The organism is Sphingomonas sp. CCH21-G11, from assembly GCF_001555965.1.
Taxonomy (GTDB): Bacteria; Pseudomonadota; Alphaproteobacteria; order Sphingomonadales; family Sphingomonadaceae; genus Sphingomonas.
Genome location: NZ_LSHX01000029.1, coordinates 107,770 through 121,544 on the forward strand (window position 1 = coordinate 107,770; position 13,775 = coordinate 121,544).

Consider the following 13,775-nt stretch of genomic DNA (forward strand, 5'->3'; position numbering starts at 1 on the left):
TCACTGAATCTGCTCAGTTACCTCGATGCCCGGTTCAAACGTCTGCATTGTCGAACCGTCGCTCCTGCGCAGCGCGTCATCGGAATCCTCCAAGATTTGGAATAATGCTCCTTCCCAGTTTGGGAACAGCTGCGACCGGGTCGCTTCGCCGGTCGCGTCAGACTTGGCCAGTTCCGTCGCCTGATCCATCATGTCGATGATGGTCTGCGCACTGAGCCTGCCGCGATCCAGCACGACCCCGCCACCCAATTGTTCAATGCGCCGGGCGTTCTCGAACTGGTCGAAGAACAACGGACTCAAAATCTGCATGGTTCCGGCGCGCAGGGCCTGCGCGCAGGTGCCAATCCCGCCATGGTGAAACAGCCCGGCGCAGGCGCCGAGCACGCGGTGCAGCGGCAGGTAGTCGAGGTGCATGATCGACGGAGGTAAGGCGGCGGGGATTTGTTCGCGATGGGGCGTGAGGAACAGCGCGCGGCGGCCGGTTGCTTCGCACGCATCCACCGCCATCGCGAAGAACGCGTCCGCCTGGCTCATGAAACTGCCGGGCGTGAACACGAACGGTGGTGAGCCGCCGGAAAGAAACGGCCGCAGTTTCGATAACGATACCGGCAACAACGCATCGTCGAGAAACGGGAAGCCGATCGCCTGGACATCTGCCGGCCACGGCCGCTCGGGCGGGTGGAACCAGCCAGGAAAAAGGGCCAGTCGCGCGCGTTCACGTTGGGGGCCCGCCGACGGGATGCCCTTGCTGCGACGGAACCGATCGAGCGCAAAGTGAAACTCTGCGTCCGCCTCGGCGACCAGGGCATGGGGTGAAAGATACACCGAGTAGAACGGCGCACGGGTCGCCTCGCAGGCGACGCCTGCCCCGCTGGCCGACCAGGCCGCGACGACGACGGCATTGTGCGCGCGGATCAGCCTTTCGACCGCGGCAAAGGTCGGCTCCATCGCGGGCACGAAGAACTCGTCGCGAACCCGGGCCCAGATCTCGGTCGGACTGCTGGTCGCCACGTGCCGGAACACGTTTCGTGACTGCTGCCCATCCCAAATGCCGCAGAAGCCGAGCCCGAGCATTCGGCACGCGCTCTCATATTCGTCATGTGTTGCGACGATCACCGCGTGCCCACGCTTCCGCAGCGCCTTGCCTACGGCGAGAAACGGCAGCAGATCGCCGATCGACCCGAGCGTGACGAGGACGATGGGGCGGCGCTCGCTCATGCGGCTAGCGCGATTTCGACGAGCATGGCCTCGGCCGCGACCAGATCGAGCTCGCCACGCTCATACTGCGTCAGTATCTCGGTTGCGCGACGTTCGGCATCGGACAGTCCGGGGGCTTCCGTTGCATCACCGCTGCTCGCGCCGGCGTCGATCCGATCGGCGACGGCTTTTGCCAAAGCCGCAATCGTCGGCAACTCGATCAACTCGCTATTGGCGATCGAAACGCCGAATGCCGTTTCCAGCCTGCCCAAAAGGCGCATGCCGATGAGCGAGTCCATGCCATAAGCTCGAAGCTCCTCGTCATGGCGGAGCCTCGCCTTGGGTACTCGCACGTCTTCAAGGAAGAACGCCGAGATGACCTCGAGGGCCTGCCGATATGCCGACGCGGCCGCGCCCTCGTCGCGAGGCAACACGACCGAAGGGTGCTCTGGCGCGCGGCGGCTCGCATCCGGCGCAACGGCGTCGGTCGCCCAATAGCGTTCACGGGCGAACGGATATGTCGGCAGCGACACTCGCCGCCCCGTACCCGCTGGAAACAGTGCAGAGAACTCCAGCTGGTACCCTTGCACGAACAACTCGGCGACGGTCCGCAGCCTTGCCGTGTATTCGGTGCCGATCGCTCCGTCCGCACAATCCTGGATGCACCGATTGCCGAATGCAGTCAGCAGCGACGCCTGTTCAGGTCGTTTTGGTACCGAGGCGGAGCGGTAGATGTCTGCCGCTTCACCGAATTGCGCGTACTGCCTCCCCGCCTCGGCCAAATGAGCGGTGTCGCGTACGATCAATGCAAGCCGGTGCGGCAAATGCTTGCGCCCGGTCAGCAGCGTGAAGCTGACATCGGCACAGTTCAGTGAGGGGTTCTCGCTGCATCGGCGCACGAGCGCGCTGAGCATCTCGGTGAGCTGAGGTTCGCTGTGCGCCGAGAGCACGACGAGATAGGACGGGGCCACATGGTGCGCAGCCGGCCGCTGCGGCGCTTCCTCCACGATCAAATGTGCATTGGTTCCGCTGATCCCGAACGAGCTGATCGCGGCGCGGCGCGGCCCGTCGGCGGGTTTTACCCATTCGAGGGGCCGGGTGTTCACAAAGAACGGGCTGCTGTCGAGGTCGAGCAGAGGGTTCGGGGCGGAGAAGTTCGGAGCTGGCGGAATCTCGTGGTGATCCAGCGCCAGGATGACCTTGGCAATGCTCGCCATTCCTGCGGCGGCGGTCGTATGCCCGACATTCGCCTTTACCGACCCCAGCGCGCAGAAGCCGGTTCGGTCGGTGTATCTGCGGAAGGCGCGCGTCAGCGCCTCGTGCTCGATCGGATCGCCCAGCCTCGTCCCGGTGCCATGCGCCTCGACGAGCTGGAGCTGGTCGGGCGTGATCGCGGCGAGTTCGAACGCTGCGAGGTGCAACGCCTCCTGCGATCCGACGCTTGGAGCGGTGATGCCGTTGGTGGTGCCGTCCTGATTGAGGCACGAGCTTCTGATCAATGCATGAATGTGGTCGCCGTCGGCCACGGCGTCCGAAAACCGCTTCAGGACAATGGCACCGACCCCTTCACCTGGGATGAAGCCATCAGCGCGTGCGTCGAAGGGCCGGCAATGGCCGGAGGTCGACACCATTTTGGTCGTCGCGGTCGCCTGGTAGAATTCGGGCGTGCACCGGACGGCCACGCCGCCGGCGATCGCCATGTCGACCTCGCCGAGCCGAAGCGCCTGACAGGCGAGGTGCACGGCGACGAGCGAGCTTGAACAGGCCGTGTCGATCGTGATCGCCGGACCTTTGAGGTTCAGGTAATAGGCAATGCGGGCGGACAGGATCGCGGCCGCATTACCCCACATTGCCTGGGCCGGCACCTCGCCCCGGCAAAAGCCGCGGTAGTCCTCGCCATTCTGCCCGGCATAGACGCCGCAGCGCCGACCTTCGATCGCCGGCCCGGCATAGCCGGCATCTTCCAACGCGGTCCAGCTTTCCTCAAGAAACAGGCGCTGCTGGGGATCCATGAAGGTCGCTTCGATCGCCGAGATGTTGAAGAAGCTCGGATCGAAACAGTCGATGTCGGTCAAGAAGCTGCCATGCCAGCAATGGTCGGGCGCGCCGGCGGGGACGCCGTAACTCTCGGCGAGGTCCCAGCGCGTGACGGGCTCGATGCGCTCCTCGCCGTTCGACAGGCTGGCCCAGAGTTCACTCAAGCTGTTGGCGCTGCCATATCGGCCGCTCGCGCCGATGATCGCGATCGGCTCGGCTGCGCGCTGATGCGGCTGTTTGGAGGCGGACGCAGGCGAGGCGACCGTCGCCTGCGCGTCGAGCGGCTTGTGGGGAACGAGGGCGGGCGGCGGCGGAGGGGCTTCGAGCTCCGCTGCCCAAGGATGCGCAGAAGCCGCCGGCGCTTCCGGCACTTGAGCCACGGACGGCAAGACATCGCCCCGCGCTGCGCTGCGGCGGTCCGCGAGTTCGCGCATGATGGCTTCGATGAGGAGGTTGACCGAGCTCTGCTCGAACAGGCTGGTACTGGTAAGTTCCAGGTCCAGCCGATCGTTCAGCGCGTCGACGGTCGCGATCGCGAGGATCGAGTCGAGGCCATAGTCGGCAAAAGAGACATCCGGGTCGATGTCCCTGCTGTCCAAGTCGAGCGTGCGACCGAGCTCGGCCAGCACCACCAGGCGTACCTCTTCGCGCATTTCGAGGTTCGCAGCCGGCCGTGGCTCGGCGCTCAGGACGGGCTCCGCTACCGGGACCCTAAGCGATGCCATGCTGCGATCCGTCCCCGCCTCTTTCTCCGCCACCACGATCTGTTGGCCGAGGTGCCGTACTTGCTCGGTGGGGAACAGCATCGTTCCGAACCCTGTCTCGCGCATCGCCGTCGCCCAGTTCTGCTGGGAAACCACGGGCGATCCCTCGACACGCAGGTCCGGATCCTCGCTCAACCACCATCCTTTCAGGAGACCGAAGGTGAGGTGCGAGAACAGACTGTTCGCGGACATCTCGTTCAGCAAAAGGAGCCCGCCAGGCTTCAGGCAAGCCTGCACGTTACGAAGCGTGTGCCGGATCGATCGGGTGGCGTGAAGGACATTGGCCGCAATCACTACGTCAAAATGCCCGGTCGGCATGTCCTGGGCTTCAGGGGACTGTTCGGCATCGAATATCGCGGTGCGGAAATAAGGCGCGCCTGGGCCGTAGGCCCGCTCGCCATGCAGCAAGAAGGCTTTGGAAAGATCGGTGTAGCGATATTCAGCGATCGACCGGGCATAAGGCTCAAGCCGCGGGAGCAAGATGGCGGTGGTGCCGCCGGTACCGGCCCCGATCTCGAGAATGCGAATGCCGGCGTTACCATCCTGGCCGGCCCGGTTCCGCACGAGCGCGATGAGCGCGTCGGCCAACACCTCGTTGAAATAATCGGCGACCGCATTGTCCTTGTAGATCGGCTCGACCAAGCGCAGCGAGGAGCCTGGGAACATGATCTCCGTTGCGGCAGATTTGCCGGTCAGGATGTCGGGCAGCCGCGACAGCGTGTGTTCGACGAGAGCGATGAAGGGTTCGAGCTGCGGCACATCGCGCCACACCCGCTTGCGCTCCGCCCACTCGGCCCAGACATCATCTGCTCGCACTGAGGAATGCGGCGGTCGATACCCGGCCTGATCGCGCACGATCAGGCCCTGACGGTCGAGCGCGCGCAGACTCTCCTCGAACCACGGCTGATACAGATCGATCAGCCCATGCGCGCGCGGCCAATTCGCCGGGTCTATGCGGTCCCGATCGAACAGCCCCATCCGGCCCAATTCCGCACCCAGCAGCCGCGCCAGCATGCGCTCGAAGTCGGCACTCGGAAAGCGTGCCATTTCCGCGAGCACCGCGGACGTCCGCGCGGGCGACGCCGTTGCCGGCAGCGCCTCGATCGGGGAGCCTTGGCGATAATCATGCGTCATTTCGGTCTCCTCGATCACGGTGATCCCCCGAAGCTGCGCCCCGTCACGGAGCTTGACATATGCTGCCTGTCGGAGGGGCGACGTCAGAAAGGCTTCCAGGAACGCCATGCCGTCCTGGGGCTCGATCGAGCTCATGCCGGCTTGCTTCAGCCAATTCTGGAAGGCGGGCAGCCGTGCGGCGACGCCGACCCCGCCCCAATAGCCCCAGTTCACTATCCTGACGGGGCAGTTCAGCAGGTCCGCAAGACTGTCGGCAAAGGCGTCCTTGAACGCGCAACCGGCGGCATAATTCGCTTGCCGCGCGGTCCGTTGAAAGGATTGGATCGATGAGAAGAACAGCACCTGACCGATTTTGCCGGGGCGGGCCACCTGGGCGAGGCTGCGGCAAATTTGGGCCTTGGTGCCGAACACATCGGCAAATCTCTCCTCCGACAGATGGGCAATGTCGCTGCCCGCCATCACCAGCGCCGCATGCACCACCGCATCGATAAAGGGGTGCGCATGCAGAACAGTATCCAAAGCGCGCAGGAGGCCGGCACAATCCCGGGCGTCCGCTTCGACATAGCGCACGGGCGGTCCGGACCCCGCAAGGCGGGCGATGCCCTGCGCGATCTCGTCATCGAGCGGGCGCCGACCGACCCACACGACATGCGCCCGGTAGCGGCGGACGAGATGTTCGGTCAGCACGCCGCCGAGCGCTCCGGCGCCGCCGATCAGGACATAGACGCCGCCTTCGCGAAACGCAGCGGCACCTGTGCCCGCGAGTTGCCGTTCGACGAACGCGCGTCGCAGCCAGACACCGTCCCTGTAGACGAACAGATCGCCGTCAGGGGTCGTGGGACGCCGCAATATCTCTGCGAGCGTGGCCGACTGCCACGACGGGAGGTCCACCGCTGCGACTCGCCAATCGGAGCATTCCTTCGCCAGGCAGCCGACAACACCGTGAACGGCGGCCTGATCGGGCATGGCACGCTCGCCTGGGCGAACAGCTGCGCCTCCCAGCGTCACGACGACGAGCTCGAGACCGGGGCGAGCGAGGCCGCTCCGCTGCAGCCCCTTGGCGACGCGGAAGATGTGCGTGGCGGCAGCGGTCGCGTCGGCTTCGACGCTGGACGGGTCGAAGACGGGACAGCACACGATACGTCCGGCGCCAGCCGCATCCTCCAGCAGCTCGGCGATTTCCTCGATCGGCTCTGCAGGCGACAGGATGTGAATCCGCGCGTCGGGCAGATCAGCGCGCGCCCAGGCGGCCGCCTGCTCCGAACCCGCGAGCACCAGCGTGGCCTTGGCCGTCACAGGCGCCTCATGCGAGACCTCGACCCAGCAGGGCTCCAGCGTGAGCGTTCGCACCGGTTGGTCTGCTGCGGGGGGCGCAGGGTCCTCAGCTTCGGCAATTGCCCGGTCGCCCGGCCGCATCAGCGGCGCGGCACTGGCGGGAGCATCCCGCAAGGCAAGGCGGCGAAATGAGGCGATCGCCGCGCCGTCGGCGGCGAAAAAATCGATGTCGAGCCCGTCACTATCGGCATTCGCTGCGTCGCTTTGTCGCACCCACGCCCAGCGCGGCGGCTGGTCCCACTGCATGATCCGCAGCTCGGCAAGTGCGAACGGGACGGGAGTGGCTGGCGCGGCACCATCCACGCGGGCCCCGAACGCGGCCCAGGCCCGCAACGCGGCGTCGAAGAACGCCGGGCCCAGCCCGACCTCCGGGGCATCGCCCGATACCAGCCGCTCCGCACCGAAACGGGCAAGCACAGCGCGCTCGCCAAGGGCCACGCCGTCGACGATGCGCGTCGGTGCGCTCGGCTCGGCAGCGGCGGGTCGCAGGCCGTCGCGCATATCCTGATCGGCAACGACGTGCCCACACTGCCGCAGCGCGTCCTCGATTCGCACGACGTCGGATGCCGGACGGCGAAGCTTTGCCCGCCCGCGCAAGCAGATGTGGTCGTCACCCTCGTCCTGACGGGCATCGAACGTCCACCCGCCCTCACCGCTCCCCTGCACTTTCAAAGTCAGGGAGCGGGCGCCGGCGTCGATCGCGATGGGGCTCAGCCAGACCACATCGCTGAGGTCCACGTCGTGCCCCAGCTCCTCCGCCTGCCGGAACGCGGCGACGACAAGGCCCAAGCTGGCGACGGCGGGGAGGGTCCGCCGACCACGCACGGCATGCCCCCCCAGGTGCGGGGCCTCAGCGTCGATCGTGAGCGCAATCTGCACCGCGGGCTCGACCCAGCAGCGCTCGCGGCGGAATGGATATCCTGGCAGCGGCACGCGGCCGACCTCCAGCCCCTCGAACAAGGCTTCGAAGTCGATCGGACAGCCCGCGATGTGCAGCCGAGCGAGCTCGACGAGCGCGTGGCGGAGATCCACCGGTTTGGTACCGGCGGCGCGGCATGTCTCGATCGCGGCCGCGGCACGATTGACGCCGTCTGCCGCCGCCTGCATGTCCTTCTCGCTAAGGCTCGCGGCGAAGCCGTCCGGCATCGGCGATCCGTCAAGCCAGACCTGCAGCGCCGCGCGCAGTTCGGCGGCCGTTTCGACGACGAAAGCGAGCCGATGGCCGAAATGATGCCGGCCGATGGCCAGCGTATAGCCGATATCCGCAATCTCCGACGAGGTGCCGGCGACATGGTCGCGCAAGCGGATTGCCGCCTCGCGCAGCTCACCGGCGCCCTTGGCCGATAACGCGATCAGCCAGGGCCGCGGCGATGTCGCACGGGGCGGCACCGGCGGCGCCTCGCCGATCAGCATGTGGCAATTGGTCCCGCTGAAGCCAAAGGAACTTACGGCGGCAAGCCTCACGCGGTCATGCAAGCGAGGCCAGGGTTGCGCATACCGGGGCACGAAGAACGGACTGTTCGCGATGTCGATTCGGTCGTTCTGCTGATCGAAATGCACGGACGGCGGAATTTGTTCGTTGCGGAGCGCCAGCAGCACCTTGATCGCGCCCGCGACTCCGGCGGCAGCCAGCGTATGTCCGAGGTTCGACTTGATCGAGCCGAGTGCGCAGAAGCCGGTCTCGCCGGTGCTCTCGCCGAACACCGATGCCAATGCCCCGAATTCGATGGGGTCGCCCAGCGTGGTGCCGGTGCCGTGCGCCTCGACCAGCTGAACGTCGCGCGGAGCAACCCCCGCTTCGCGAAACACCATGCGCTGCAGCCTCTCCTGCGAGAGGCCGCTAGGCGCCGTGATGCCGTTAGTTGCGCCGTCCTGGTTGGTGGCGCTCGCCCGTACGACGCCGTAGATCGTGTCGCGTGCGGCAATCGCGTCGGCGAGCCGCCTCAGCACCAGCACGCCGCACCCTTCGGCTGGAACGAAGCCGTCCGCGCGAGCGTCGAAGCTGTGGCATCGGCCGGTGGGAGACAACATGCCCGCCTTGGCCGCGGCGACCTGGAACGACGGCGTGCAATAGACCTGAGCGCCGCCCGCCAGGGCGATGTCGATTTCGCCCTGCCTCAAGGCCTGGCAGGCAAGGTGAATGGCCGTCAGCGAGCTTGAGCAGGCAGTGTCGATCGTGATCGCCGGCCCCTGCAGATCGAGGTGATAGGCGATCCTGGCCGACAGGATCGATGCCGCATTCCCCCACAGGGCCTGGGCCGGCAGATCGCCGCTGAAGAGTTGGTGATAGTCGGAGCCATTGTGCCCGACATAGACGCCGCACCGGGCGCCACGGATGGCCTTGCTCGCATAGCCGGCGTCCTCCAGCGCGTGCCAGGCCTCCTCAAGGAAGATGCGCTGCTGCGGATCCATATGCCGCGCCTCGGCCTTCCCGATGCCGAAAAAGCGCGGATCGAACATCTCGGCGTCGTCGAGGAAGCCGCAGGTCTGGCCTGGCGGCCAAGCCTCCCCCCGGCGGGGAATGACAGTGGCGGCGACAAGATCGGTGCCCTCGACAAGGTGTTGCCAGAGGGCGCGTACGTCCGTCGATCGCGCAAACCGCGCACCCATCCCGACGACCGCGATCGCGTCATCGAGTGCCGCCCCGGCCCGGGCAACGGCAGTTCGCGCCGCGGTCATCGGCGACGGCCGCGGTGCGGTCGTTCCGGCGGGCGACTCAGCCGCAGACGGCGCCGTGCATGGCGGTTGATCGTACGTCGCCAGAATATGTGCGGTGAGCGAAGCGATCGAGGGATGGTCATAAATCGTTTTGACGTCGAGATCGAGCCGCAGGGCCAAGTTGACCAGCCGGATGAACTGGACGCCGGTGATCGAGTCGACACCGTAAGTGGCGAGAGGCTCCTCGTTTGACACGGGTTGCGTCGTTAGACCGAGCGCCTCGCGAAGTTTGGCCACGAGGACGGTGCCCACCTCGCTTGCCTGGAAGGCGCTGCGTGCCGCCTGGACATCGGCACCAGGCGCGACGGCAGGCGGGACGGTAACCGGCAGCGCCACCGGCGGCGCTCCGGAATGGGCAGACTCCCTGGCGAGCGCCGCTCCGCTCGCGCGATAATAGCCGAACTGGTCGTGTGGCCCGGCCAACAACATATCGATGGCGAGCGCATCGTCGCCGGCGGTCAACAGCCCCAACCCGGCCCGCTCCATGTTGGCCGCGATCATCGACGAGATCGGCTTGCCGTCGATCACGTCCCAGCTTCCCCAATTGATGATCTTGACCGTTCCTCGCCAAAGCCGGCGAAGACGATGTGCGAAGGCGTCCGCGAACAGGCAGCCTGCAGCGTAGTTGCTTTGTCCGGCTAGCTTCCCGAAGCTCTGCATCGACGAAAAGAACAGGACGAAGTCGAGCTCGCCGGAGCCGAAGACCTGCGCCAGCCTGACCGCCGTCACCGACTTCGCTTCGAGCGCCGCCATGAACTGCGTTTCGCTCATGTTGGTAAGCGCAGCGTCACTGAGCACGATGGTCGCGTGCACAAGGCCGTTCACCTCGCCGAATGCGGCACGGATCTGCTGGTAGGCGCGTTCGAGCGCTTGCCTGTTCGTCGCGTCGGCCTGAATATAGATCGGCGCGGGCCCGAACGCGGCGAGCCGATCGATCGTATCCTGGATGGTGCGATCGATCGGTCTGCGGCCGATCCAGACGACCTGAGCTTGCTGGTCGCGCACCAATCGCTCGCTGAAGGCGGTGCCGATGTGTCCGGCGCCACCCACCACGACGTAAACGCCGCCGGAAGGTAACGGCGGCGCGCCAAAGGTCTCCGGCCGGCCGACCAGGGTCGCTTGACGAAGCCAGCGGCCCTGGCGCACGGCCATGCAGCCGCCTTCCGGATCGATGGGCGCATTCAGGATCTCGGCGAGCGACGGCCGGTCCCCGTCGCCCAGATCGACCACGCGGATCCGCCAGTGGGGCTGCTCTTTCGCGAGCGCGCCGAACAGACCGTGCAGCGCCGCATGCGCCGGGTCTGCCAGCTCAGCCGGCACAGCCGCGACGGCACCGCGCGTCACGACCGTGATCTCGAATGGCCGCTGACCATAACCCCGCTGCAACAGGGCTTTCACAGTGCGAAAACACGGGCGGATCAGCTCCTGCAGGTCCGCCAACAGCTCGTCGTCCAGGCTGTCATCCGTCCGCGCCGGCAGCCACAGCAGCAGGTGATCGAGCGGGCCGCACCCGGCTAGCGCGTCTGCAAGCGCGTCGACGGTCGCACCGGGTTGCGGCTGCAGCCAGTGTCGGACCAGACCGGCGTCCTCCGGCGCATCTAGGCCGAAGGCGATCGCGGCGGACGCATTCGCGATCATCGGCGATGCCGCGGCCGCCGGCCGGGGCTGCGCGCGCCAGACCGGGAACACGACCCGCACGCCGTCGACCGCCTCGCCGAGCGGGGCCGCCGCAGCCTTGGGCCAATAATATTCCTCGGCGAAGGGATACCCGGGAAGGGAGATGCGACGCGGCTTGGCTAAGGGATAGATCCGATCCCAGTCGACCGGCATCCCCCCCACCCACAGGTCGAGCAGTCCGACGGTATCACCGGCCCCAACCAGGCGGTCGACGAGCGCCTCAGGCGTGGTCCTGCCTGCCTGTGAGTCCGGCGTTGTGCCTATGGCGGAGCCGTCGCCCTGAAGCGCGCCCGCGACATCCCCGTCCCGCGCGAAGGCGGCGAGTTTGGTGGCGAGTTCGGCCACGGACATCACCAGCAGTCCCAGCCGATACCGCATCGCTTCGCGGCCGACCTGCAGCGTATAAGCGATGTCCAAAAGGTCGTCGTCGGCCGACGGCCTCGCATGCAGCCATGCTGCCAGGCGCCCGGCAAGCGCCCTCAGACGTTCGCTGCTGCGCGCCGACAAGACGATGGGGATCGGCGTACCGCGAGGTCCCGCGGCACGGGTACGTTCGTCCCCATGCGCTTCGATGATGACGTGCCCATTGGCCCCGCCCGCGCCGAAGGAAGAGACGCCTGCAAGCATTGCGGGACCGGCGTGATCCCCCCTCCTCTCGCCGTCGCCCCAGTCGGACAATTCGCGTTGCAGGCGGAACGGCGTACCGTCGAGACGGATGTCGCGGTTCGGCGTTGCGCAATGCAGGGATGGCGCGATCTTGCCGTGCTTCATCTGCAGCACGACCTTGCTGATCCCGGCGATCCCCGCCGCCGCTTCGAGGTGGCCGATATTCGACTTGACCGAGCCGATCGCGCAGATCGCCGGCTCAGCGTCGTCGCCGGCAAACGCCTGGGCGAGGCCCGCGATCTCGACCGGATCGCCGAGCGGCGTTCCGGTTCCATGCGCCTCGACATAACCGATGTCCTGCGCCCGCACGCCCGCCTTGTCGATCGCGGCACGGACCAACGCCCCCTGGGCGCGCGGGTTGGGAACGGTGTAGCCATGCACATGCCCGCCATGGTTTACGGCGGTTGCCCGAATGACGGCGTGGATGTTGTCACCATCGGCACGCGCGCGCGCCAACCGCTTGAGCAATATGGCGCCGACGCCCTCGCCCGGAATGAATCCATCGGCGTCCGCGCCGAAGCTCCGGCAGGCACCCGTTGGCGACAGCATGCCGGCCGCGCACAAGGTCGCATACGCGCTGGGGTGGAGATAGAGGTTGACCCCGCCGGCAAAGGCGAGCGCGCACTCGCTCCGGATCAGGCTTTCACAGGCATAATGGATGGCCGTCAGCGAGGACGAGCACATGGTGTCCAGCGCGAGGCTCGGACCGTGCAGGTCGAGCACATAGGACACGCGGTTCGCGATCGAACCGAACGACGTGCGCGGGTGAACCTGTTCACCCTGTCGCCACATGGCGGGCCCGTGCAGTTCGTAACCGGTCTTGCAGACGCCCACGAAGACGCCGACCCTGCCGCCGTGCCGCTTGCGAAGGGCGTCACGCGTATAGCCGGCATCTTCCATCGTGTGCCAACACGTTTGAAGGAACAGCCGCTCCTGCGGGTCCATGCTCAGCGCCTCCGTCGGCGAGATGCCGAAGAACAGCGGATCGAAGTGCGCGAACCCGTCGAGAAAGCCGCCGACACGGCAATAGCTCTTGCCGGTCTGACGCGCTGTCTCCGGGGTTGCGCACGTCTCTGCAGCAAGTGACCATCGATCCGGCGGCACCTCGCGCAGAGACTCGCGTCCGGCGGCGAGATTGGCCCAGAAACGGTCGAGATCGGGCGCGTCCGGATATGTGCCGGCCATGCCGATGATCGCGATCTCTTCGCCGGTGTCTTGCGTTGGCGCGGTGATGACGGCCGGCGCCGGCGACACGGTCAGTCCCTGCGCGCGCTTCGGCGCACACAGTTCCGGATAGGACGCCTTCAGGTGATCCCGAATGTTGCGGAGCGTCGGATGTTCGAAGAACAGCGTCTTCGGAAGGTCGGGGAAGCGGGCGACCAGACGGCGGTGGATGCGCGTGATCATCAGCGAGTCCAGGCCGAAGCTGTCGTAGGTGGCGCCGGGATCGATCAGGTGGGAGGGAAGCAGCGTCACATCCCTCACCACCGAGATCAGCCAGTCGAGCAACTCGGCCGGCTCACCCTCACCGCTGGCCAAGTCAACTTCGTACGGCGTCGCTTGACCCCGGTGTGCGCCTACCTCCTCCCCGGCCGGCGACGCAGCCGTCGGCGCGAGCGTCACGATCATGGTCGCGCATTCAGAGGCGGCGGCTCGGTAGAACGCCTCCAGCCCGAGCTGCGTCTGCAGCGGCTCCATGCCAAGCTCTGCGAGTTGGGCGCGCAGCCGGGGGTCGGCCCCCATTCCGCCTTCGGCCCAGAGCGGCCAGCCGATGGACAAAGTTCTGCCGCGTCGCGCTCCGCGGGCGACCAGACCCGCACGGAACTCCACGTAACGGTCCAGGAAGGCGTTGGCGGTCGCGTAGTCGCTCTGTCCCGCGTTGCCGAACGTGGCGGCCACCGAGGAAAATGCGACGAACAGATCGAGCGGCAGCCCTTGCGTGGCATGATCGAGATACTCGATCCCGAGCGTCTTGGGTGCCAGCACCTCCCTGATGACGTCAGGGGGCTTGCGCATAAGGAAATCGTCGCGGGAGATGCCGGCGGCGTGGATCACGCCGGTGAGCTTGCCGTGGTCGCTCGTGATCGAGCGCACGAGCGCATCGACGTCGCGCTTGCTGGTCACGTCGGCGATCCGGTATTCGACCCGGATCGACGGCGAGCGCAGTTGCGCCAACGCCGCCTCCAGCTCGGGTCGAACACTCGATCGGCCGGTCAAAACAATCGTGGCGTGCGCGCAGTGGCGGGC

At 66.7% G+C, this 13,775-nt stretch carries 2 protein-coding genes (1 of these 2 running past the window's edge); both read right to left on the minus strand.

Going from position 1 to position 13,775, the window contains the following annotated elements; all coding sequences use genetic code 11:
* Complete coding sequence (locus tag AX676_RS07155) at positions 1 to 1,218, minus strand: glycosyltransferase (protein WP_066477847.1); 1,218 nt, start codon at positions 1,216 to 1,218, stop codon at positions 1 to 3.
* Positions 1,215 to 13,775, minus strand: the end of a protein-coding gene (locus tag AX676_RS17715; RefSeq protein WP_156437665.1) for an SDR family NAD(P)-dependent oxidoreductase. Its footprint extends 20,694 nt past the window's final position; only the last 12,561 of its 33,255 coding nucleotides appear in the window; its start codon lies beyond the right edge, outside the window — the gene reads right to left on this strand; the stop codon is at positions 1,215 to 1,217. Before AX676_RS17715 ends, AX676_RS07155 begins: the two co-directional genes overlap by 4 nt.

Bases quoted from the DNA above. Each gene is read 5' to 3' on its own strand.
- AX676_RS07155 (WP_066477847.1), bottom strand. From the start codon at position 1,218: ATGAGCGAGCGCCGCCCCATCGTCCTCGTCACGCTCGGGTCGATCGGC.